Here is a 23,429-nt window from a genome sequence, read left to right as displayed (position 1 = left end):
CCGCCCGGAGGTGACGATGACGCTGCCCGAACCTCGCATCACCGCCTACCAGCGCTGGCTGGCCGACACGCGCGGCCTGCAGTTTGCGCGCTATGAAGATCTGTGGCGCTGGTCGGTGACCGAGCTGGATGCGTTCTGGCGCTCGGTCTGGGACTACTTCGACATCGAGTCGCCAACCGCCGTGGGGGCGGCACTGGCCGACCGCCGGATGCCCGGCGCGCGCTGGTTCCCCGGGGTGCAGCTGAACTACGCGCGGCAAGCGCTGCGCCACGGCGCCGCGGCCGATGCTGCGGGCCAGCCGGCCATCGTCTGGGCCGACGAGCCGCTGCTGGCGGCGGGTGAGTTGCGCACGCTCAGCTGGCCCGCCCTGGGCCAGCAGGTCGGCACGCTGGCCGCCGCGTTGAAGCGGCTCGGCGTGCAGCGCGGTGACCGCGTCGTCGCGTTGCTGCCGAACCGGCCCGAGACGGTGGTCGCGTTCCTCGCGGTGGCCAGCATCGGCGCGGTCTGGTCGGTCTGCTCGCCCGACATGGGGCCGGTCGCGGTGCTGGACCGTTTTCGCCAGATCGAGCCGACCTTGATCTTCGCCGCCGACGGCTACCGCTTCGGCGGCCAGGCGCACGACCGGCGCGCGCTGGTCGCGCAGCTGCTCGACGGGCTGCCGTCACTGAAGCACGTGGTCGACGTGGCGGTGCTGGGCGGGCCAACCGATGCGCCGCCGCCCCATGTGGCGCGCCACGATTTCGACGCACTGACGCAGGGCGCCGACCACGCCGAGCCCGAGTGGCTGCCCTTCGACCACCCGCTGTGGATCGTCTATTCGAGCGGCACCACCGGCCTGCCCAAACCCATCGTGCATGGCCACGGCGGCATCGTGCTCGAAGGGCTCAAAGGCGGCACACTGCACAACAACCTCGGCGCGACGATCGAGACCGGCGACCGGTTTTTCTGGTACAGCTCGACCGGCTGGATCATGTGGAACTGCCAGGTCGGTGGGCTGCTCGGTGGCACCACGATCTGCCTCTACGACGGCTCGCCCGCCCAATGCGAAAAAGTGGGCGACGGCACCGCCGACTGGTCACCGCTGTGGCGCTTCGCCGCGCTCGCGCGCTGCACCTTCTTCGGCGCCGGCGCCGCCTTCTACGCCAGCTGCATGAAAGCGCCCCCCACCCCCCAAGGGGGTCAAGACAGCTTGGGGCGGCCCGGCGCTGTCTTGGCCGGCGTGCAGCCGCAGGCGCTGGGTGATCTGTCGGCACTGCGCGCCGTCGGCTCGACCGGCTCGCCGCTGGCCGACGACAGCTACCGCTGGATCTGGCAGCAGCTGCCCCAGGTCGATGGCCGCGACATCTGGATCGCCTGCATCTCCGGCGGCACCGACTTCGCCGGCGCGTTCGTGGCCGGGCTGCCGACGCTGCCGCTGATGGCCGGTGAGATGCAATGCCGCTGCCTCGGCGCCGCAGTCGAGGCGTGGGGCGAGCCGGATGAAGACGGTCGTGGCCGCTCGTTGCTCGGCGAGGTCGGCGAACTCGTCTGCACCGCACCGATGCCTTCGATGCCGCTTCACCTGTGGGGCGATGCGACCGGACAACGCCTGCATGACAGCTACTTCGACATGTACCCCGGCGTCTGGCGCCATGGCGACTGGATCCGGCTCGTTCCGCACGCCGAGGCGACCGGCGCCATCATCTACGGCCGCAGCGACGCGACGATCAACCGCCACGGCGTACGCATGGGCACCGCCGAGCTGTACCGCGCGGTGGAGGCGCTGCCCGAGGTGCTCGACAGCCTGGTCGTCGACCTCGAGTACCTGGGCCAGGAAAGCTACATGCCGCTGTTCGTCGTGCTGCGCGAAGGCAGGGTGCTCGACGAGCCGTTGAAGAAGCGGCTGGTGGCCGAGATCCGCCAGGCGCTGTCGCCGCGCCATGTGCCCAGCGAGATCCTCGCGGTACCGGCGATCCCGCGCACCTTGAGCGGCAAGAAGATGGAACTGCCGGTCAAGAGGCTGCTGCAAGGCGCCGACCCGGCGAAGGTGATGAACCGCGACGCGATGGCCAATGCCGCGTCGGTCGACTGGTTCGTCGATTTCGCGGCGCGTCGTTCTGCTCGCAGTTCAAGCTGAGAAGCTGTGTTTCGTTCGCCCCGAGCCTGTCGAAGGGCTGGGTGGAATAGGTGGCTGTGTTTCGACATGCTCAACACGAACGGGGTGGGCGCTGCAGGCCCGGCGGCCAAGGCCACAGTCGGCGGCCGGTCTATCGGTGACGCCCGACGCCCGGCTCGGCAGCTCGCCAGAATCGGCTGATTTCGTCCCCCTGTCGAACGCCCCATGACGACCCCGCTCAGCGACTTTCCGATCACCCGCAAGTGGCCCGCCAGCCACCCCGACCGCCTGCAGCTGTATTCGCTGCCGACGCCCAACGGCGTCAAGGTCTCGATCATGCTCGAAGAAACCGGGCTGCCCTACGAGGTGCACCGCGTCGGCTTCGAGACCAACGACCAGCTGTCGCCCGCCTTCCTGTCACTCAACCCGAACAACAAGATTCCGGCGATCATCGACCCCAACGGCCCGGGCGGACAGCCGCTGGCGCTGTTCGAGTCGGGCGCGATCCTGCAGTACCTGGCCGACAAGACCGGCCAGCTGCAACCCAAAGACGCCGCCGGCCGCTACGAAACGCTGCAGTGGCTGATGTTCCAGATGAGCGGCATCGGGCCGATGTTCGGCCAGGTCGGTTTCTTCCACAAATTCGCCGGCAAGGACTACGAAGACAAGCGCCCGCGCGACCGCTACGTGGCCGAATCGCGCCGGCTGCTGGCGGTGCTGGAGCAACGCCTGAACAGCCGCGAATGGATCATGGGCGACGACTACACGATCGCCGACATCGCGACCTTCCCGTGGGTGCGCAACCTCGGCGGTTTCTACGGCGCCGGCGAGCTGGTCGGCCTGGCCGACTTCCCCGAGGTGCAGCGCGTGCTGAAGGCCTTCGTCGAACGGCCGGCGGTCGCCCGCGGGCTGCTGATCCCGGCGGCCCCGAGCACCTGATCCGGTGCGGGGCGCAGCGCCCCGCACAAACCCCTGCTGGCTCGCGAACGGGGTGCTGCGTACACTGGGTCGACCCCGCCGTCTGGCGCGTTGCCGGGCGGCGGGAACCGCGAGCGCGTCATGCTGTCCGTCGATCTGCTCGAGTTCTCGCTGGCCGAGGCGCAACAGGCGGCCGACGCCGGTGATGCAGCGCTCGCGTTCACGCTGGCAGGCGATGTGCGCGACGCGGCGGTGCAGATTGGCCACGCCAGCCTGCAGGCGCGGTCGCTGCTGACGATGGCGAACTGCGCGCTGCGCGTGACCGGCCGCTTGCGTATCGCTTTCGACAGCGCCCAGCACGCCGCCTTCCTGTTCGAACAATCGGGCGACCTCGCCGGCGAATGCGCCGCGCAGGGCTGCATGGCCGTGGCAGCCACCTTCCTCGCCCAGTACGAAGACGCCGTCGAGAGCGGCTGGTTCGGCATGCGGCTGGCCGAGTCGTTGCCGCCCGGGCCGGATCAGCTGATGGCCTGCCATTGCCTGGGTGTCGCGAACTACTTCGGCAAGAACTTCGACGACGCGATCGCCACCTACGAGCGAGGCCTGCGCATCGCCGCCAGCTGTTCGCCGCCAGTCAACCCGTTCCAGCTGCACCTGCACCAGGCGGCGGCCGAGTGCCTGCGCTACACCAACGCGCGTGCGCTGGGGCACCCGCTGCCACCGCTCGACCGGCTCGAGGCGCAGCTGGCCGAAAGCACCCGGCTGCTGCAACAGCACCCGGGCCAGAACATCAGCCTGGCGCCGGTGATCCACTGGAACAACGTGGTCACCCACGCCTGGGCCTCGATGCTGTTGCACACCTGGCGCGGTGACCTGGCGGCGGCGCAGGCCGAACTCACCCGCACCGAACCCTGGCGCGAGCGGCTTGCGCAGCGCTGGATCGGTGCCGCAATCGACGGGGCGCACGCCGAACTCGCGCTGCTGCAAGGCGACGTGGCGGGCGCCATGCACTGGGCGCGCGAGATGCAGCGCACCGCCGACCGTTTCGGCCACGAGGCGATCGCGCTGCTGAGCCACCAGCTGCTGATGCACCTGCACGAATTGCAGGGCGCCACCCGCGCGACGCTGGACGAGGCGCGCCGCATGGCCATCCGCGAACAGCGCGCCCGCTGCGAGAGCCTGAAAGGTCGTGCGCGGCTGATCGAATGGCGGCTCGACCTGCGCGAGCAGAAGGCCAGCGTGCAGCGCCTGGCCGACCAGTCGAGCGCACTGGAACAAATGGCCCTGCACGACGCGCTGACCGGCCTGCCGAACCGCCGCCAGCTCGACCAGCGCCTGTCCGACAGCCTGCGTGCCGCGACGGCGCGGCACGTCTGCGTCGCGCTGATCGACGTCGACCATTTCAAGCAGATCAACGACGACTTCTCGCACGGCATCGGCGATGCGGTGCTGAAGGAGCTGGCGTCGATCTTCGACCACATGGTGCGCGACAGCGACCTGGCCGCGCGCTGGGCCGGTGACGAATTCGTCCTGGTGCTGCACGACGCCGAGCCGGCGCTCGCAGCCCAGGTCTGCCAGCGCATCGAGCGTGCGGTGCGCGAGCACGACTGGGGCACGATCGCGCCAGGGCTCGCCGTGTCCGTCAGCGTCGGCCTGTGCCAGGCCCAGGCCGGCGACACCGTGGCCAGCGTGCTCGAACGCAGCGACCTGCAGATGTACGAGCACAAGCGCCAGACCCGCCACGCGCATTGACCGCTGGCGCAGCCCAGCAGGCATTCATGCGGATAGACCGCGACGGACGCCAGATCGTCGAGCATTCCAGCACCCGCTGAAAGACACTCGAAGCTAAAAACAAGAGCGGCGCCCGAGGCGCCGCTTTTTCCGCTGGGCGTCCGTCAGGTCATCAGCACATTCAGGATCGCATTGCCGATGCCCATCAGCGCCGCGCCCGAGATCAGGCCGGCACAGATCGGCTCGCAACCCTCGACCCACACGGTGTGACCGCGCGTGCCCGGCGTCTTGTGCTTCAGGCCCATCAGCCAGAACAGCAGCGCGCCGAGGAACATCGCGAAGGTCGATTCGGGCGGCAGCACCACGCCCAGGCCGATCGACACCGACGACAGCGGGAAGCGGCCACGCGTCATGACCCGCGCCAGTTCGATCGCGATGGCAATCACCACCGCGAAGGCCATCGTGATCAGCGCCGAGGTCGGCAGGCCGCCGAAGCCCTTGGCGATGATCTCCGCCACGCCCTTCCACTGCAGCGCGCCGGGCATCGCGAACTGTTCGCTGATGATCGTCGTGGTCGAGCGCACGCCGTTCGCATCCGGCGGCAGGAACAGCAGGAAGTACAGCGGCACGCACGATGCCACGCCGGCCAGCAGCCCGATCACGTGGCCCATCGCCTGGTGGCGCGGCTTGCCACCCAGCATGTAGCCGGGCTTGATGTCGCTCAGCAAGTTCGCCGCGTTGGAGGCGATCTCGGCGGTCATGCCGGCCGGCAGCAGGTTGCTCGCCGGGTTGCTGTTGTCGATCGCGCCCATCGAGAACTGGGTGATCTTCGACAGCGCGCCGGTCGGCGTCCACGAGGTCAGCGCCATCGAGTTGGTGCAGATCACCGTCAGCACGAAGATCAGCGGCAGCGAGATCAGCGCCAGGTACATCGGCACGTCGAAGAAGATGTGCGTGAGGTAGGCGGCCAGGATGCTGAGCACCGGCACGCCGACCCAACTCAGCCACAGCGGCAGCTCGATGTGCTGCAGCGGGTCTGGCCCGGCGGTGGCGGCCTTGTTGGTGCCGATGCCACGCAACGACTTGAATGCCGAGGTGAACAGCTCCGGCTTGGCCAGCAGGCCGACCAGCGCGCCGGCGACCATCATCGCGACGCCCCACCACAGCGACCACTGGTTGACGATCTCGGCGCGCGACAGCGGCACCGCGGTGCCGTTGGCCAGCACGCGCGGTACGATGTCGCCGCGCTCGATCATCATCGGCGCGAGGATCACGAAGTTGACGAAAGCGCCCAGCAGGCAGCTGGTGGCCACCGCGATGCCCATCAGGCCGCCGACGCCGAGCATCGCCGCGTCCAGCGTCAGGCGCAGGCCGAGCACGCGGAAATCCGTGCCCAGGATCTTCAGCGCAGCGCCGCCGGCGTTGTAGTAGTAGGTGTCCAGCCGCTCGTGGAAAGTCCACGGCTCCTTCAGGCCAGCCCACTTGTCCATCTGCAGGATCTTGAACTGGATCAGCTTCATCCAGCCATCGCTGACGAGGGCCTGGTAGGTGCCGGTGGCCAGCGCCACGATCGCCAGCAGCCGGGCCTTGAACATGCCGGCCCCGGCGGCGCCGTGGTACAGCGCATCGAGCACCACACCGCTGGCGCGGCCTTCGGGGAAGGGCAGCTGCTCTTCATTGATGAAGCGGCGCTTCATCGGGAACGCGACCAGCACGCCGATCAGCGACGTGAGCGTCGCCCAGATCATGATCTGCCACCAGGGCACGATGATGCCGGTGATCAGCATGTAGGCCGACAGCCCCGCCGTCAGCCACGAGACGGTGTAGCCCGCGGCCGTGGCGATCGACTGGGTGCAGTTGTTCTCGAGGATCGTGAAGTCCTTCGCCAGGCCGGCGCCGTTCAGGATCCGGTAGACGGCGAAAGCCAGGATCACCGAGGTCAGGCCGACGCCGATCGTGATGCCGGTCTTGGCGGCGATGTACAGCGCCGTGGCGGCGAGCACGCCGCCGAGCAGGAAGCCGGTGATGCCCGAGCGGATCGTCAACTGCGCCATGTCGCCGCGGTAGACGTTCTTCAGCCACCACTCGTCTTTCTCGCGGCGGGTCCAGGTGCGTATCTGTTCTTCGGTCAGTTGTTGCAGTGCCATGGTGTCGGTCGTGCAGGGGTAGGAGCGGTCGGCGCGTGCCGAGCGGCCCGGTTGACTGGTCAGGCCTTGTGGGTTGACCAGGCCGAAATAGCCGGGGGGCCACCGATGGGGGCCCCGAATCCGGCGCGGATTGTGTCAGCCCGGCGTGGCGGACGGCCCGGGGACATTCCAGGGGCAAGCGAGCCCGGATGGCGGACAGCCTGGGAGGGCGGCTGGCGGCAGCGGGCCAGACGCGGTCCAATCGCCGCGATGAACCCGCCACCGTCCACCCCGCCACGCGACCCGGCACGCCTGTTCCTGGCCATGTGGCCCGACCCACCGACCCAGCGTGCGATGCATGCGTGGCAGCAGGTGCTGCGCTGGCCGTCGAACGTCCGCCCGACAGCCCCGGCCCACTTGCACCTGACGCTGCACTTCATCGGCAATGTTCCGCGCGCGCGGCTGCCGGCGCTGGCCAGCGGCCTCGTGCAACCGTTTGCGCCCTTCGACTGGGTGCTCGACGAGTTCACCGTCTGGCACCACGGCATCGCGGTGCTGCAGCCGAGCGGCGAAACACCCGCTGAGCTGATTGCACTGCATGCCGGGCTGGCCGACGCACTGCGTACGCTTGCGCTGCCGGTCGAAACGCGACCGTTCCGCCCGCACGTCACGCTCGCGCGCCATGGCAGCGGCGCTGCACTGCCAGAAGGCACCACACCGCCACCGCCGGTGCATTGGCGCGTTGACAACGGCTATGTGCTGGCAGAGTCGGCCGGCGGCTACCGCGTGCTCCAACGCTTCGCTGCCTAGAATCGCCGCGCCGCAATGCGCTGGCGCCAAGCAGGGAGAACCGGGATGACGATCAAGCACTCGGCCAGGGCCGCCTTCGTGGCCTTGGTGGCCCTCACCGCGCTCAACCCATCGACCAGCGCCACCGACAGCGCCGAATGCCCGACCGGCGCGATGCTGGCCGTGACCGGCAAGATCAAGCGCTTCAACGACAAGGCGACCGCGAGCTACCGTTTCAGCGAAGCCGAGCTGCTGAAGCTGCCGACGAAGAGATTGAAGACCGGCTCGGAATGGACGCCGGTGGCCGAATGGGCCGGCCCGACCATCGACGAGGTCCTCAAGGTCGTCGGCATCGACGCATCAGCGACCAAGTTGCGCGCCGTCGCGCACGACGGCTTTGCCGCGATGATCCCGCTGACCGACCTGGCCACCTACGGCCCGCTGGTCGCTCATTCCAAGGACGGCCGGCGCATCACCGATCCGAAGCACGGGCCGCTGTTCGTCGCCTACCCGCGCGACCAGCACCCCGAGCTGCAGACGCAAGCCGCCGGCGTCAAGTTCGTCTGGGCGCTGTGCAAGCTGGAGGTTCAGTAGGGTTTTCGTTTCTCCACCGTCCGCCCGTCAGCCTGCGCCCGCTTGAAACATTTGAAATCTGCAAATGAAATCACCCCTGCGGCCGGCTTTGGTATTACTACCAACCACACGTGCCACCTGGCGGCACGATAAAGACAGCTGACATCACACACAGGCCCACGAGCCGGTGGAAAGACCGTGGAGACAAGACCCCGCATCCTCGTTGTCGACGACGAGGCCGACATGGTGGCCTCGCTGCAGGACGTGCTGCGCAAGGCCGGCTTCGAAGCCGATGGCGCGCCCGATGGCGCCACCGCCCGTGGCCTGCTGGCCGCGCAACGCTACGACCTGCTGCTGCTCGACCTGCGGCTGCAGGCCGAGGACGGCTTGACGCTGGCCCGGCTGCTGCGCCAGCGCAGCGACGCACCGATCATCATGATCAGCGGCAGCAGTGACGAGACCGACCGCGTGCTGCTGCTGGAGCTGGCGGCCGACGATTTCCTGATCAAGCCGTTCAGCCCGCGCGAGCTGGTGGCGCGCGTGCGCGCGGTGCTGCGACGCTACGGCCACGCCGCCGCGGCCGACACGCCGGCCGCCGCCGAGCCCGCAGCACCGAAGCCGCCCGCGGCCCCACGCGGCGAACAGCTGCGCTTCGGCGACTGGCTGCTCGACGTGACCGAGCGCGACCTGCGCCATGTCGACGGCAGCGCCTGCCCGCTGACGCAGGCCGAGTACCGGCTGCTCGAAGCCTTCGTGCGGCAGCCGCGCCGCGTCTGGTCGCGCGACCAGCTGCTGGAGCACACCCGCAGCGTCGACACCGAGGTTTTCGACCGGACGATCGACGTGCTGATCCTGCGCCTGCGCCGCAAGATCGAGCCGAACCCCAAGCACCCGCGCTACATCTGCACCGAACGCGGCCTGGGCTACGCCTTCGCGGCGGACGTGCAAAAGGTATGACCCCGACCGAAACACCGTCCTTCGGCAAGCTCGGGACGGACCCTTCGACAGGCTCAGGGCGAACGGTTGGGACTGTTCCAGGCGCGCGAAGCGCCGCCGCCCATCCAGTGGCGTGCGCGGATCTGGCTTTGCCAGTCCGCTGCGCGAGCCCCCTCGGGGCTTCGCTCGGACATGAACAGTCCTGTGGACTGTTCGTGCCTGGCGAAGAGCCGATCCTCTGGATCGGCGCGGCCTGCAAGGCCTCGGCCCCGCAAGGGGCCGTGGGGGCCACATGACCAGCCACTGGCCGCTGCAGCGGGTGCGCACGCGCCTGCTGGCGGCCTTTGGCGTGCTGCTGGTCGCCGCCATCGGGCTGGCCGTTGTCGGCTGGTATGGCATGCGCAGCACACAGCAGGCGCTGGTCGGGGTCGAAGTCGACCTGTTGCCCAACATCTCGCTGGCGCTGGAGCTGGCCCAGCGCACCACCCGGCTGGCCGCATTGGCGCGGCGCATGAGCGATTCGGCCTCGCCGGAGGAGCTGGCTGCGACCCGCGACGAGGCCCAGGCGCTGCTGGAGCAAGTCCAAGCCCAGGCCGAGCGGCTGCGGCCGACGCCGGCACTGGGTGAAGCGCTGCCGCACCTGCGCGACGGCGTCGCACACCACCTGGCCGCCCTGGTCGACCTGACGCAACGCAGCCTCGCCACGCAGGACCAGCTGTCGGCCGCCATGCGGCGCCTGAACGAGCTCGGCATCCGGCTGCACCGCGACGCACCGCAACCGCTGGATCCGGCGGTGGCGGCGCTGTGGTCGACGTTGGTCCTGGGCAGCGTGGCGCCCAATCCGGCCGAAGTCGGCCGCTTCCAGGCCGATGCCGAGGCCCTGTTGCTGGCCGCGCAGCAACGCCGCGCGCTGCCCCAGCTGCCGGCGCCGATGGCCGAGCTGACCGCACCCGATGGCCTGCTGGCGCTGCGCCAGCGGCTGGTGGCGCTCAAGAGCGCGACCGAGTACCTGGTCGAAGACACCCGCGCGAACGCCGACGAGCTGAACGCCGAGGTCGGCCGCCACGTCGCCGAGCTGCGCGGCAGCGCCGCGGAACGCAGCCGCAGCGTGCACAGTGCGGTGCGCTTCGGCGAAGGCTGGATGCTGATCCTGGCCTTCGGTTGCCTGGCAATCGCGGTCGGCGCCGCGCGTTATGTCGGCGCCCTGGTGGCCGAGATCGAGTCGCTGACCGACGGCATGACCCGGCTGGCTGAGGGGGACACCGCGCCGCGTCGACCGGCCCCGGCACGACGCGACGAGCTGGGCGCGCTGGCGCGCAGCTTCGAGGTCTTTCGTGAACACGTGCTGGCGCGCCAGCGCCTGGTGGCCGAGCTGCGCGAGCAGCGCGCGCTGCTGGACGCGGTGCACGAGAGTCTGACCGACGGCCTGGCGGTGTTCGACCCGGCGCAGCACCTGCTGCTGTGGAACCGCCGCTTCGCCCACCTGCTGGCGCCACACGGTGTCAGCGTGACCGCCGGCGTGTCCGCACCGGCGCTGTTTGCCGCGCTGCCGGCCGACACCAGCTGGCGCACGACGCCGGCCGGCACGCCGCAGCCACTGGCCGGCACCGACGCCGCTGCGCTCGCCAAGCATGACCACCTGGAGCTGCAACTGCCCAACGGCACGCTGCTGGAGCTGCGCACCCGCACGATGGCCAGCGGCGGCAGCGTGACGCTGGCGACCGACCAGACCACGCGCCGCGCGATCGAGAGCCAGCTGCACCAGGCGCAAAAACTCGAGGTGCTGGGCCAGTTGACCGGCGGCGTCGCGCACGATTTCAACAACTACCTCGGCACGATGCTGGGCACGCTGGCGCTGCTGGAAAGCGAACTCGCCGGCTCGCCGCGCGCACACGCGCAGTGGTCACGCGTGCAGCGCGCGGCCCGCTCGGCGGCCGGGCTGGTGCGGCGGCTGCTGGCCTTCGCCCGCCGCCAGCCACTGCAGGCCGAGTGGGTGCCTGTGGACGAGATGGTCGAGGAGATGCGCGACCTGGTCGAGTACAGCGCCGGCGAAGCCACCGTGGTGCAGATGGACCTCGGCGCGCAGGCACGCGGCGTGCGGGTCGACCGTGGCCAGCTCGAGAACGCGCTGTTGAACCTCGTGATGAACAGCGCCGCAGCGATGCCCGGCGGCGGCACGCTGACGGTGCGCAGCCGCAGCACCACACTCGACGACGGCCGCGACGGCATCGAGCTGAGCGTGCTGGACACGGGCGTCGGCATGAGCGAGGCCACGACACGCAAGGTCTTCGAGCCGTTCTTCACCACCAAGCCCGCCGGCGTCGGCAGCGGGCTGGGCCTGTCGATCGTCTACGGTTTCGTCAAACAAAGCGGCGGGGACATCCTGCTGAACAGCCAGCCCGGAGCGGGCACCTGCGTGACCTTGCGCTTCCCGGCCGCGCCGCGCCCCGACGAGGCGCCGACCGATGGCGACAGCGGCGTGCCCGGCCGGGCCGACCTGCGCGGCCACCGCGTGCTGCTGGTCGACGACGACGTGGCCCTGCGCCAGACGCTGACCGAGGAACTCGAAGCCGCCGGTGCCGAGGTGCGCGGCGCCGGCAACGTGGCCGAGGCCGAAGCGCTGCTCGACGCCGGGCCCTGGGCGACCGTGCTGCTGTCGGACATCTGCCTCGGCGCAGGCCTGAGCGGCCTGGCGCTGGCACAAGCCGTCGCGGCCAAACGCGACGGGTTGCGGGTGGTGCTGATGTCGGGCCTGCCGCCGGAGCTGTCGGCCACGCCCAGCCAGGCCTGGCCGGTGGGTGTGCCGTTCCTGCAAAAACCGTTTGCCGCGCCGGCGCTGCGCCAGGCGCTGGGCGACGTACCGGCCGACGAAGCGCCGGCCGGCGCCGCGTGTGTTTCATCGGTTGGTCAACATTCGTAATCGGCCGTTCATCCCGGCCGGGTGAGATGGCGACCAGTGCGAAGGCCGGGAGCAGTCCTTGCCGCGCGCTTCGAACGAACGACGAACCAAGGAGACCCACCCATGCACACACCGGGCCGCTGGCTTCGAACCGGCATCGCACTCGCGCTGGCCACCGCCGGCGCGGCGGGCCATGCCGCGTCGATCAAGATCTCGTGCGGCTCGGTCGGCCAGGAGCTGGATCTGTGCAAACGCTCGGCAGAGGCGTGGGCGAAGCAGACCGGGCACCAGGTGCAGGTGGTCGCGACACCGAACGACGCCAGCGAGCGGCTCGCGCTGTACCAGCAGGTGCTGGGCGCCGGCTCCGACAAGATCGACGTGTTCCAGATCGACGTCGTCTGGCCCGGCCTGCTGGCGAACCATTTGCAGGACCTGAAGCCCGCCAGCCGCGGCGCTGAAGCGCAGCACTTCCCGGCCTTCGTCGCCAACAACACGGTCGCGGGCCGGCTGGTCGCGATGCCGTGGTTCGTCAACGCCGGGCTGCTGTTCTATCGCAAGGACCTGCTCGACAAGCACAAGCTCGCGGTGCCGAGCACCTGGACCGAGCTGACCACCAGCGCGCGCCGCATCCAGGACGCCGAGCGTGCCGCCGGCAACGACCGGATGTGGGGCTACGTCTGGCAGGGCCGCGCGTACGAAGGGCTGACCTGCAACGCGCTCGAATGGTCGGTCAGCCATGGCGGCGGCAGCATCGTCGAAAGCGACGGCCGCATCAGCGCACGCAACCCCAAGCTGGCCGACGCGCTGAAGACGGCCGCCGGCTGGGTCGGCAGCATCTCGCCAACCGCCGTGCTGAACTACGCCGAAGAGGAGTCGCGCGGCGTGTTCCAGGCCGGCAACGCGGTCTTCATGCGCAACTGGCCGTACGCGTGGTCGCTGGCGCAGGCCGATGGCAGCACGATCAAGGGCAAGGTCGGTATCGCGCCGCTGCCCGCCGGGCCGGGCGGCAAGCCCACCGCCACGCTGGGCGGCGAGTCGCTCGCGGTGTCGAAGTACTCGCGCAATGCCGCGCTCGCGACCGAATTGGTGCTGTACATGACCAGCGCCGCCGTGCAGAAGGAGCGGGCGCTGACCGGCTCGTTCAACCCGACGCGGCCGGCGCTGTACCAGGACGCCGAGGTGCTGAAGGCCAACCCGTTCATGGGCGACCTGGTCGGCGCGTTCACCAGCGCTGTCGCACGGCCGACCGCCGCCACCGGCTCGCAGTACAACAAGGTCAGCAACGAGTTCTGGAACGCCACGCACGACGTGCTGGCCGGCAGCGCCAAGCCCGACGAAGCGCTGGCCAAGCTCGAAAGCAACCTGAAGCGCGCCAGCCGCGGTGGGCGATGGAACTGAAGCTGCGCTCGCGCACGAGCGTCGACGCTGGCGCCGCCGCGCCGCCTGCACCGGGCTCACGCGGCCTGGCACGCCAGCGCCGCCGCTGGGCGGTGTGGATGCTGGCGCCGCTGCTCGTCACGCTGGCCGGCGTGGCCGGCTGGCCGCTGGTGCGCACGATCTGGCTCAGCTTCACCGATGCGCGCCTGGCCGAGCCGACGCGCCGCTTCGTCGGGCTCGAGAACTACGTCGGCGAGTACGGCCTGTGGGCCGACCCGGACTGGTGGAGCGCGGTGGGCAACACGCTCGTCTTCGCCGTCACCTCGGTCACGCTGGAGACGCTGCTGGGCCTGGGCATCGCGCTGCTGATCAACCAGCCTTCGCGCATCCGCCTGCTGCTGCGCACCGCGATGCTGGTGCCGTGGGCGGTGCCGACGGTCGTCTCGGCCAAGATGTGGAGCTGGATGCTGCACGACCAGTTCGGCGTCGTGAACCACTACCTGCTGGCCGCGGGCCTGATCAGCGCGCCGCTGGCCTTCACCGCCGACCCGTCGCTGTCGCTGGCCACCGTCGTCGCCGTCGACGTGTGGAAGACCACGCCGTTCATGGCGCTGCTGATCCTGGCCGCGCTGCAAATGGTGCCGGGCGATTGCCTCGAGGCCGCGCGCGTGGACGGCGTGCCGCGCTTCGCGACCTTCCGCCGCATCACGCTGCCGTTGATCCTGCCCGGCGTGATGGTGGCCGTCGTCTTTCGCATGCTGGATGCACTGCGCGTGTTCGACGTGATCTACGTGATGACCTCGAACAGCCGCGACACGCGCAGCATGTCGGTCTTCGTGCGTGAGCAGCTGATCGACTTCCAGCAGGTCGGCTACGGCTCGGCGGCGGCGACGACGCTGTTCTTCATCATCGCACTGCTGACGATCGGTGCGATGGCGCTGATGCGCCGCCATGAAAGGCGGACGCAATGAGCCGCACCCCCTGGTCTCCTTGGCTCGGCCGCGCCGGTTACGCGCTGGCCTCGGCACTGCTGTTGTTCGTCACGCTGGCGCCGTTGGCGGTCGCCGTGTCAAGCTCGTTCAAGCAGCGCGAGGGCTTGTTCTCGCCCGAGCTGTGGCCGAACCAGCCGACGCTGGACAACTACCTGACGCTGTTCCGCGACCAGCCGTTCGCGCACAACCTGCTGAACTCGGCGTTGGTCGCGATCGGCGTGGTCGGTTTGTCTATGCTGCTCGGCTTGATGGCCGCGTGGGCGCTGGCCCGCGTCGACTTCCGCGGCCGTGGCCTGCTGCTGCTGACGATCCTGGCCGCGTCGATGTTCCCTCAGGTTGCGGTGCTGTCGGGCATGTTCGAGCTGGTGCGGGTGCTCGGCCTCTATGACTCGCTCGGTGCGCTGCTGCTGGCCGACCTGATGCTGACCTTGCCGTTCACCGTGTGGGTGCTGGTCACCTTCACGCGCCAGTTGCCGCGTGAGCTGGAAGAGGCCGCCGCGATGGACGGCATCGGCCCGCTGACGCTGGTCTTTCGCATCTTCGCGCCGCTGCTGGCACCGGCGATGGTCGCGACCGGGCTGCTGGCCTTCATCGCCGCGTGGAACGAGTTCCTGTTCGCACTGACCTTCACCTTGTCGACCGAGCAGCGCACGGTGCCGGTGGCGATCGCGTTGATCAGTGCGCCGAGCAAGTTCGAGCTGCCATGGGGCGCACTGATGGCCGCTTCGGTCATCGTCACGCTGCCGCTGTTGTTGCTGGTGCTGGTGTTCCAGCGCCGCATCGTCTCTGGGCTGACCCAGGGTGCCGTGAAGGGGTGATGACCATGACTGAAAGGACGTCGCAATGAGCCGCATCGAACTGCGTGGCGTGCAAAAGCGCTTCGGCGACCAGCATGTGCTGCGCGACATCGACCTGGTGATCGAGCCGGGTGAGTTCTGCGTCTTCGTCGGGCCCTCGGGTTGTGGCAAGTCGACGCTGCTGCGGCTGCTGGCCGGGCTGGACGAGCCGAGCGAGGGTGCGATCTCGATCGCCGGCCGGCGTGTCGAGCACACGCCGCCGGCCGAGCGCGACGTGGCGATGGTGTTCCAGAGCTACGCGCTGTACCCGCACATGACCGCGTACGAGAACATGGCCTTCGGCCTGCGTTACCGCAAGCTGGCCGAGGCCGAGATCCACCGCCGCGTGCGCGAGGCCGCACGCATGCTGGACATGGAGAACCTGCTGCAGCGCAAGCCGCGCGACCTGTCCGGCGGCCAGCGCCAGCGTGTCGCGATCGGCCGCGCGATCGTGCGCCAGGCCAGCGTGCTGCTGTTCGACGAGCCGCTGTCGAACCTGGACGCCGCGCTGCGCGTGCGCACCCGTGTCGAGCTGGCCCGCCTGCACCGCGCGCTCGAAGGGGCCAGCATGGTCTACGTGACGCATGACCAGGTCGAGGCGATGACCTTGGCCGACAAGATCGTGCTGCTGCGGCCCGCGGCCGAGCGTGGCGAGTTGCCGAGCATCGCGCAGGTCGGCCACCCGCTGGAGCTGTACCACCACCCGGCCAACAGCTTCGTCGCCGGCTTCATCGGCTCGCCGGGCATGAACTTCCTGCCTGCCACGGTGCAGGCATTGGCCGACAGCGGCGTGACCTTGCGCACCGGCACTCAGCCATGCGAGGCGCGCGTGGCCGCCGCAGGCCTGGCTGCAGGTGAGCCGGTGACGATCGGCATCCGCCCCGAGCATGTGCGGCTCGGCGAAGGTCCGGGCAGCGGCCGCGTCTCGCACGTCGAGCAGCTCGGTGAACACGCCTACGTCTACCTCGCCGGCCACGAGGGTCCGCTGGCCGCCGGTGTCGCGCCCAAGGGTGGGGCAATCGTGCCCGAGCCCGCACTGCTGGTGAAGACCACGCGTGACGACCTGCGCGTCGGCGACCGCCTGGCTTACACGCTGCCGCCCGAGGCGCTGCACCTGTTCCGCCAGGACGGCCGCGCCCAGCCCCGGCTCGCGACCGCGCACTGAATCTGCTTCTTCCTCCTACTGCCGACCTGCGCCCGATGAACGCCGCCGACGCCCCTGCAGCGACCCCGTACGCCCCAGAACCCTGGGGGTTGACCGAAACCCAGTTCGACCCGCAACGCGCCGGGCTGGCCGAGACCCTGTTCGCGCTCGGCAACGGCCGCATCGGCCTGCGCGGCGCGCACGATGAACCGCTGCCCCGCGGCCGCAGCAGCTCGCAGGACGGCAACTTCCTCAACGGCCTGTTCGAGCGCGAGGCCATTCACTACCCGGAAGACGCGTTCGGCCTGGCACGCCACAACGAGTTCATGCCCAAGCTGCCGAACGGCAAGGCGATCGAGCTGACGCTGGGCGACGAGTGTGTCGACCTGGCGCAGGGCCAAGTCGTGGCCTACGAGCGCCGGCTGGACTTTCGCCGCGGCGTGCTAACGCGCCATGTCCAGTGGCGCTCACCGCGCGGCCGCGTCGTCGCGATCACGAGCGAGCGCATCGTCAGCTTCACCCGGCCCGACATTTACGCGGTGCGCTACCACGTCACCGCGCTCGACGCCGGTGGCCCGGTACGGCTGCTCTCGACGCTGGACGCCTGCACGCCCAACGTCGGCGCGGCGAACGACCCGCGTGTCGGCGCCGCGCGGCCGTCGCCGCTGCAGTGGCACGCCAGCCGCCAGGCCGGCAGCACGATGCTGCTGATGCAGCACACCGAGCACAGCGGCCTGGCGCTGGTCAGCGCGCTCGACCATGTCGTCGACAGCCCCGAAGGCTTCGATGCGCGGCCCGACATGCCGCGCGCCGGCGAGCGCTTGTCGCACCAGGTGTCCGGCGAACTGCGGCTGGGCCAGAGCGTGACGCTGACCAAGTTCGGCTGCTACCTGCACGGCCCGCAGGCCGAGCAAGAGGCCTTGGCCGAACTGGCGCTGGCGCAACTGGCCACCGCGCGGCGCGCCGGTTTCGACACGTTGTGCGAAGAGCAGGCGGCGTGGCTGGCCGACTACTGGCAACACGCTGACGTGGAGGTCGGTGGCGACGACCGGGTGCAGCAGTCGCTGCGCTTCGGCCTGTTCCACCTGCTGCAATCGGCCGGCCGCGACGGCGCGACCAACATCGCCGCCAAGGGCCTGACCGGCGAGGGCTACGAAGGCCACAGCTTCTGGGACACCGAGATCTACGTGCTGCCGGTGATGCTGTGGACGGCGCCGGCGATCGCCCGCGCGCTGCTCGAGTACCGCTGGCGCGCGCTGCCGGCGGCGCGCCAACGCGCCCGCGAGATGGCGCACGCCAAGGGCGCGCTGTTCCCGTGGCGCACGATCACCGGCGGCACCGAAAGCTCGGCCTACTTCCCGGCCGGCACCGCGCAGGCCCACATCAACGCCGACATCGCGCACGCGGTCAAGCAATACGCGCAGGCCACCGGCGACACGGCCTTCATGACCACGATGGGCGCCGAGCTGGTGCTGGACACCGCACGCATCTGGCTCGACCTGGGCCACCACGACCCGCGCCGCGGCGGCGCCTTCTGCATCCACGAGGTGACCGGGCCGGACGAGTACACCGCGATGGTGGACAACAACTTCTACACCAACGCGATGGCCCAGCAGCACCTGGCCTACGCGGCCGAGTTGGCCGGATGGCTGGCGGCCGAGCACCCGGTGCAGCACGCGCGCATCGCCGCGGCAATCGACCTGGGCGCCGAAGAGCCGGCGCGCTGGCGCGCCGCCGCCGCGCAGATGTACCTGCCGGTCGATGCCGCCACCGGCGTGCACCCGCAAGACGACGGTTTCCTTCACAAGCCGCGCTGGCCGTTTTCGAACGGCAAGTTGGTCAGCGGAAATAACCAACCACTTCTGCTTCACTATCACCCGTTGGTGATCTACCGCCACCAGGTCTGCAAGCAGGCCGACGTGGTGCTGGCGCTGCTGCTGCGCGGCGAGCAGTTCACCTTCGAGCAGAAGTGCCGCGACTTCGATTACTACGAGCCGCTGACCACGCACGACTCGTCGCTGTCGGCCTGCGTCTACGGCATCGTCGCGGCCGAGATCGGCCGCATCGACACCGCGTTCGACTACTTCATGCGCGGCGCGCGCACCGATCTGGACAACACGCACGGCAACACCCACCACGGCGTGCACACCGCCGCGCTGGCTGGCGCCTGGCTCGGCCTGGCCCAGGGCTTCGGTGGCCTGCGCCTGTTCGACGGCCGGCTGCATTTCGCACCGTGTCTGCCGGCCGCGTGGACGCACTTCCGCTTCCGCCTGCACTGGCAAGGCGCACGGCTCGAAGTCACCGTGCAGCGCGACGCCGCCGAGTACCGCCTGACCGACGGCGCCGAGATCACGCTGTGGCACCACGGCCTGGGCGTGACGCTGTCGCCCGACGCGCCGAGCGTGCGGTTGCCGCTCGCCGCGGCCAGCGTGATCGACACCTCGACCTCACCACCGACCGACACCCCATGCCCCGCCCCGACCCCTGCCGCGCCGTCATCTTCGATCTCGACGGCGTCCTGACCGACACTGCGCACCTGCACTTCCTGGCCTGGCGCGCGCTGGCCGAATCGCTCGGGCTGCCGTTCGACGAGGCGTTCAACGAACGACTGAAGGGCGTCGACCGGATGGGCTCGCTGGCGCTGATCCTGGCGCAGGATCCCGCGCGCCGTTGGACCGAGACCGAGCGCCTCGCACTGGCCACGCGCAAGAACGCGCACTACCAGCGGCTGCTCGGGGGCCTCGGCCCCGGCGACCTGCTGCCCGGCGCAGCCGAAGCACTCACCACCTGCCGCGCCGCCGGCAAACGCATTGCCCTGGCCTCGGTCAGCCACAACGCGCCGACCGTGCTGCAGCGCCTGGGCATCACCGACCACTTCGATCACGTCGTCGACGCCCGCACCCTGCACCGCAGCAAGCCCGACCCCGAAATCTTCCTGCGCGCCGCGGCGGCGCTGGGCGTGCCACCGGCCGAGTGCATCGGGGTCGAGGATGCGCAGGCCGGCATCGATGCGATCAAAGCGGCGGGGATGTACGCGGTCGGGTTGGGGCGGGCGGGGGCGCTGCGGGGGGCGGATGAGGTGCTGGCAACGCTGCGCGGGTTCGAGCCGAGCGAGGGTGCGCATCTGGCGCCGGCGCACAGCCCGAGCGGGCCCGGGATGCGAAAGGTGGCCCCCGCCTGATCTTCGACAGCCAGCCGGCGCCCATGCCGCACAGGCGGCAAGCCAGAGAAGCCGCGACACCACCTGCGCCGAGCATCGCCGCGGTGTGGACGCCGACGGCGGCAATCGCCAGGGTCAGCGAACCCGATGCCGATGCCGATGCGGCCGGGACGGACGTCCCCGTCACGCACAGCGGGATCAGCGCAGGCACCAGCATCAAGCCGGCACCATGGCCGGTGGAGACGATGAAGGACCAGAGGGCCAGGCCGGCGGACCCGGCCGGCATGCACGTGCACTTCGTCTGACGGGCGCGCCAGTGCACCGCAACCACGACGGCCAACAGCCCAGCCGCCGCAGCCTGCATCACGATGCGGTCGAGCGAGCGGCCGAAGGCGACGGCGGCCGCCACCACCAGCATCGACGCCAGGTGCCCCACCGCGATCGGCAACAACGCTCGCCAGGTCCGCGTCCGCTCACCGGATTGCGCACCCCGCCCGGCGACAAACAGCCAGCCGGTGAGCGGGTTCAGGCCATGCAGCGCGCCGGCCCCGGCCAGCAGCAACCAGGGCCAGAGCTCGTCCATCACGTTTGCCGCGCCCAGGCTTGAATGCTGTTCAGCCGCGTGCCGCGCAGCACGACGCCGGCGCCGCCTTCTCGACCGCCGTCTGCTCGTACCGGTCGTGGTGGCGAACCCATTCCATCGTGTAGCCCAGGCCGTCCTCGTCGCGCCCCTTCGGTGCGATGTCGAGGAAGTCGTAGGCGCCCATCATCAGCTCGACGCCGCGGCCGTAGGTCGAGTAGGTGTGGAACACCGCGCCGGCGTCGTCGCGGTAGAACGCGCTGACGCCGGGCGCCTCTTCGAGCGGGAAGGGCTGCCAGCTGTAGTTGTAGAAAACCTCGCCCTTGGCCCGCTCTTCGGCCGTGAAGCTGACGCCGAAGTCGTGGTTGAAATCCGTGCCAAACGACGAGACCCAGCGGAACTGCCAGCCCATGCGCTGGCGAAAACGCTCGATGTCGGCCAGCGGTGCCCGCGACACAGCGACGAACATCACGTCGCGCTGCGCCAGGTGCAGCCTGGCACCGTCGACATGGTCGGCCATGAACGAGCAGCTCTTGCAGCCGGCCTCCCAGCCCGGCGCGAACATGAAGTGCTGCACCACCAGCTGGCGGCGGCCCTCGAACAGCTCGGCCAGCGAGCGGCGGCCCTCGGGGTCGTCGAACACGTACGGCTTGTCGATGCGCACCCAGGGCAGTGCGCGGCGCTCGCTGACGATCTGGTCGCGCAGGTGCGTCAGCTCCTTCTCGCGGGCCAGCAGCGCGCGGCGTCGTTCAAGCCAGCGATCGGGCGTGACGACGGGGTGAGGGGTCAGGTCGCTGTGTGCGGTGTTCATGGGATGCTCCTTGGCTGAGGGGGAACGGGGGTGAGTGACAGGGACGAGCGACAGCCGGCCTCGGGCGTTTCGGCCCGATGCTGCAGATGCGCCAAGTGGGTGGAATGCCGCTGGACTTACAGCCCGGCGGCGCGGGTGTCTACACCGCGGCGGTGGCCCGTTTCGGGCGCCGCACCGCGCGGACCTTGCCGCTCGACCCGCCGCCGCAGTAGAAAAGGCCGGCGCCGTCGGACTCGAGCCCGCTGACGCCCGTGCCGTGCGGCATCTCGAGCCGCTCGAGCACGGCGCCGCTCACCGGATCGATGCGGCGCAGCTCGCTCTCGTCGCCTTCCCAGGTGCCGTGCCACAGGTCACCGTCGACCCAGGTCACGCCGGTGACGAAGCGGTTCGTTTCGATCGTGCGCAGCACCTGGCCGGTGGCCGGGTCGATCTGCAGGATCTGGCGGTCACGGTACTGGCCGACCCACAGGCTGCCCTCGGCCCAGGCGAGCCCCGAGTCGCGGCCATGGCCCGGTGCGGCGATCGTCGCGACCACCTTTCCCGTCGCCGGGTCGATCTTGTCGATGCGGGCTTCGGTGATCTGGTACAGGTGTGTGCCGTCGAAGGCCGTGCCGGCATCGCCGGCACAGTCGATCGTGCGTGCCAGCTGGCCACTGTCGGGGTCGATCGCGATCAACTGCGCACCGACGGCGGCCCAGACGTTGTGACCGTCGTGGGTGACGCCATTGATCTTGTCGGCGCCGGCGAACGGGCCGTACTCGCGCACGATCTCGGCCGCATGGACGATGGGGGCCTTGTCGGCGGAGGCGGTCTTGCTGCGGGTCATGTCGGGTTCCTCGGGGTGCGCCGGTTACCGGTGCGATGGACCGCAATCTACCCAGGTGGCAGCGAAGCGGGGAGTAACAAGATCGTCGTGAATCCGGCCAGCGGCGGCGCCAGCCAGCGCATCGCGCGGGCCTTGCCGATCGAGCGCACGCGACCATCGGCCTCCAGCTCGGCCAGCGCGCGCTGCACCGTCCGCTGGTTGACGCCGAGCGCGAGAGCCAGCGCCGAGGTGGACCAGGCCGCGCCGTCGGCGAGCAACGCCTGCAGCGACGCCTGGTCGCCATCGATCGGTGGCAGCAGCACGGCGACCGTCCGCGCGCCGTGCGGCGTCAACGCGAAGCCACGCGCCGTGGCCTCGATGCGCGCGAACGGCGCGGCGAGCGAGCGCAGGCGGCCGATCTCGACGCGCAGGCGCGCGCGGTGCGTATCGTCGGGTTGCCGGGTGCGAAAGGCACGCGCGATCAGCGCTTTGCGGTCGACATCTGCCGGCCACGCTTCGGCCAGCGCCTGCGCCAGCACGAACAGCACTGGCCGGCGCGCCAGCGGCAGCCAGGCGTCGCCCACGCGCAGGCCGCGACGGCAAGCGTCGAGCACCAGCGCACCAGATGCCCGCAGCGCTTCGACCTCGTCCAGCCGCAACGGCTGTTCGTGGCCGGCGTGGACGCGGCGTGCAGCCGGGCGATCGAACGCGGCACGGGCCTCTTCGACCTCGGCCGCGAGGGCCGGGATCTGGGCACGTCCGGCCGCTTCGCCGGCGCGCGCCAGTGCCGCACGCGCCGGCGCCGTGCGTAGCGAACGCAGCGCCACTTCGGCCGCGGCCAGCTCGGCGACAGCTTGCAGCGACGGGGGGGCGTCGCGGGTGTCGAAGCCTGCCAGCGCGGCAGTCGCTTCGGCGATCCGACCGAGCAGGATCAGCTGACGCACCGCGATCAAACCGGCCTGCAGCGCATTGGCCCGATCGCCATGCGCTGCGAGCGTGGCGGCGGCATGGGTCAACGTGCGCGGCTGGCCACCGAAGTCGCGCAACGCCAGCGCGACCTCCGCCTCGGCAACGATGCAGCGGGCACGCGCCAGGTCTTCGTGCGCGCCGAAGGCCCGTTCGGCGTTGCGCAGCAGCTCGCGGGCCCGCGCATGCTCACCCAGCTGCGCCATCGCGATGCCGCGCAGTGCGAGCGCCGGAGCGTCGTCACGCAGCGCCACGCGCTTGAGCGCACCGAGCGTGTCACCGACGACCAGGGCCCGCGCGGCGGCGGCGATCAGGGAATCCATCGCGACAGCGTACCGCGAGGTGGTCCGCACGCAGGGATGCTCGACGTTGCCGGGCCGGGCGGTATGCTGCGTCCCCCGCCATCCCCCGGCCTCACGGCCCAATCCGTGCACGCCCTCTGATCCGACATGAGCCCTGATCGTTCTCAATTGCTGGACCGGTTCGATGCCGCGGTCGACCACCTGCGCGCCGAGCACCCCCCAGACGCCCCGGGATTCAGCGCGGCGTTGTGTGCCGACGGGCAGGCCCTGCGGTGCGTGCACCACGGCATGGCCCACCTGGAGTGGCCGCAGCCGCTGGCCGGCGACACGCGCTACTACCTGGCCTCCGAGTCCAAGCCCTGGGTGGCCGCGCTGGTGCTGGACGCGGT

At 70.2% G+C, this 23,429-nt stretch carries 19 protein-coding genes; 15 read left to right on the top strand and 4 right to left on the bottom strand.

Going from position 1 to position 23,429, the window contains the following annotated elements; translation table 11 throughout:
- Nucleotides 1-16 precede the first annotated feature (16 nt).
- The 3 genes from VFY73_RS25240 (at nt 17) to VFY73_RS25230 (ending at nt 4,765) form a co-directional block, all read left to right on the top strand.
- A complete protein-coding gene (locus VFY73_RS25240; protein WP_329724072.1) occupies nt 17-2,116 on the top strand; it encodes an acetoacetate--CoA ligase in 2,100 nt (699 codons plus the stop codon).
- 204 nt (nt 2,117-2,320) lie between these two features.
- Complete coding sequence (locus tag VFY73_RS25235; RefSeq protein WP_329724070.1) at nt 2,321-3,034, top strand: glutathione S-transferase N-terminal domain-containing protein; 714 nt, start codon at nt 2,321-2,323, stop codon at nt 3,032-3,034.
- A gap of 120 nt (nt 3,035-3,154) precedes the next feature.
- On the top strand, nt 3,155-4,765 hold the full coding sequence (locus VFY73_RS25230) for a GGDEF domain-containing protein (RefSeq protein WP_329724068.1): 1,611 nt from the start codon (nt 3,155-3,157) through the stop codon (nt 4,763-4,765).
- A 143-nt stretch (nt 4,766-4,908) separates the two neighbouring features.
- On the opposite strand, the gene VFY73_RS25225 is transcribed toward VFY73_RS25230, so the two are convergent.
- Nucleotides 4,909-6,891: an OPT family oligopeptide transporter gene (locus VFY73_RS25225; RefSeq protein WP_329724066.1), complete on the bottom strand. Its 1,983-nt coding sequence runs from the start codon at nt 6,889-6,891 to the stop codon at nt 4,909-4,911.
- 249 nt (nt 6,892-7,140) lie between these two features.
- Here VFY73_RS25225 and thpR point away from each other — a divergent pair, with 249 nt between their 5' ends.
- The 11 genes from thpR (at nt 7,141) to VFY73_RS25170 (ending at nt 19,881) form a co-directional block, all read left to right on the top strand.
- Nucleotides 7,141-7,680, top strand: coding sequence for an RNA 2',3'-cyclic phosphodiesterase (gene thpR, locus VFY73_RS25220; protein WP_329724064.1), 540 nt, complete (start codon nt 7,141-7,143; stop codon nt 7,678-7,680).
- Between the two features lie 45 nt (nt 7,681-7,725).
- Nucleotides 7,726-8,253 (top strand): oxidoreductase, encoded by a 528-nt coding sequence (locus VFY73_RS25215; protein WP_329724062.1) that lies wholly within the window; start codon nt 7,726-7,728, stop codon nt 8,251-8,253.
- Nucleotides 8,254-8,430: 177 nt separating this feature from the next.
- Nucleotides 8,431-9,189 (top strand): response regulator transcription factor, encoded by a 759-nt coding sequence (locus VFY73_RS25210; RefSeq protein ID WP_329724060.1) that lies wholly within the window; start codon nt 8,431-8,433, stop codon nt 9,187-9,189.
- A 271-nt stretch (nt 9,190-9,460) separates the two neighbouring features.
- Complete coding sequence (locus VFY73_RS25205) at nt 9,461-12,088, top strand: ATP-binding protein (protein WP_329724058.1); 2,628 nt, start codon at nt 9,461-9,463, stop codon at nt 12,086-12,088.
- A 102-nt stretch (nt 12,089-12,190) separates the two neighbouring features.
- Nucleotides 12,191-13,465 carry an ABC transporter substrate-binding protein gene (locus VFY73_RS25200; protein WP_329724056.1) on the top strand — a complete coding sequence of 425 codons (1,275 nt, stop codon included), beginning with the start codon at nt 12,191-12,193 and terminating at the stop codon, nt 13,463-13,465.
- Nucleotides 13,456-14,415 (top strand): sugar ABC transporter permease, encoded by a 960-nt coding sequence (locus VFY73_RS25195; RefSeq protein WP_329724054.1) that lies wholly within the window; start codon nt 13,456-13,458, stop codon nt 14,413-14,415. Before VFY73_RS25200 ends, VFY73_RS25195 begins: the two co-directional genes overlap by 10 nt.
- Nucleotides 14,412-15,254 carry a carbohydrate ABC transporter permease gene (locus VFY73_RS25190; protein ID WP_329724052.1) on the top strand — a complete coding sequence of 281 codons (843 nt, stop codon included), beginning with the start codon at nt 14,412-14,414 and terminating at the stop codon, nt 15,252-15,254. The genes VFY73_RS25195 and VFY73_RS25190 overlap by 4 nt, the downstream gene beginning before the upstream one ends.
- 25 nt (nt 15,255-15,279) lie before the next feature.
- Nucleotides 15,280-16,437: an ABC transporter ATP-binding protein gene (locus tag VFY73_RS25185; RefSeq protein WP_329724050.1), complete on the top strand. Its 1,158-nt coding sequence runs from the start codon at nt 15,280-15,282 to the stop codon at nt 16,435-16,437.
- Nucleotides 16,438-16,472: 35 nt separating this feature from the next.
- Complete coding sequence (locus VFY73_RS25180) at nt 16,473-18,938, top strand: glycoside hydrolase family 65 protein (RefSeq protein WP_329724048.1); 2,466 nt, start codon at nt 16,473-16,475, stop codon at nt 18,936-18,938.
- Nucleotides 18,884-19,597 carry a beta-phosphoglucomutase gene (gene pgmB, locus VFY73_RS25175; RefSeq protein ID WP_329724046.1) on the top strand — a complete coding sequence of 238 codons (714 nt, stop codon included), beginning with the start codon at nt 18,884-18,886 and terminating at the stop codon, nt 19,595-19,597. Before VFY73_RS25180 ends, pgmB begins: the two co-directional genes overlap by 55 nt.
- Before the next feature lie 23 nt (nt 19,598-19,620).
- Nucleotides 19,621-19,881 (top strand): hypothetical protein, encoded by a 261-nt coding sequence (locus tag VFY73_RS25170; protein WP_329724044.1) that lies wholly within the window; start codon nt 19,621-19,623, stop codon nt 19,879-19,881.
- Nucleotides 19,882-20,190: 309 nt separating this feature from the next.
- Here VFY73_RS25170 and VFY73_RS25165 read toward each other — a convergent pair whose 3' ends face one another.
- The 3 genes from VFY73_RS25165 to VFY73_RS25155 all read right to left on the bottom strand — a co-directional run bounded on the left by VFY73_RS25165 (nt 20,191) and on the right by VFY73_RS25155 (nt 23,061).
- The gene (locus VFY73_RS25165; protein WP_329724042.1) at nt 20,191-20,967 is read right to left on the bottom strand and encodes a thioredoxin family protein; all 777 of its coding nucleotides are present in this window, start codon (nt 20,965-20,967) and stop codon (nt 20,191-20,193) included.
- 139 nt (nt 20,968-21,106) lie between these two features.
- On the bottom strand, nt 21,107-21,793 hold the full coding sequence (locus VFY73_RS25160; protein WP_329724040.1) for a hypothetical protein: 687 nt from the start codon (nt 21,791-21,793) through the stop codon (nt 21,107-21,109).
- 47 nt (nt 21,794-21,840) lie between these two features.
- Nucleotides 21,841-23,061 carry an HTH domain-containing protein gene (locus tag VFY73_RS25155; protein ID WP_329724038.1) on the bottom strand — a complete coding sequence of 407 codons (1,221 nt, stop codon included), beginning with the start codon at nt 23,059-23,061 and terminating at the stop codon, nt 21,841-21,843.
- Nucleotides 23,062-23,187: 126 nt separating this feature from the next.
- Here VFY73_RS25155 and VFY73_RS25150 point away from each other — a divergent pair.
- The coding region (locus tag VFY73_RS25150; protein WP_329724035.1) for a serine hydrolase at nt 23,188-23,429 on the top strand (242 nt) is incomplete at its 3' end.

Origin of the sequence: Ideonella sp. (assembly GCF_036277275.1) — a bacterium.
In the GTDB taxonomy this organism is placed as follows: domain Bacteria; phylum Pseudomonadota; class Gammaproteobacteria; order Burkholderiales; family Burkholderiaceae_C; genus Ideonella.
Note: the sequence above shows the minus strand (reverse complement) of the source record. Positions and strands in the feature narration are given on the sequence as shown.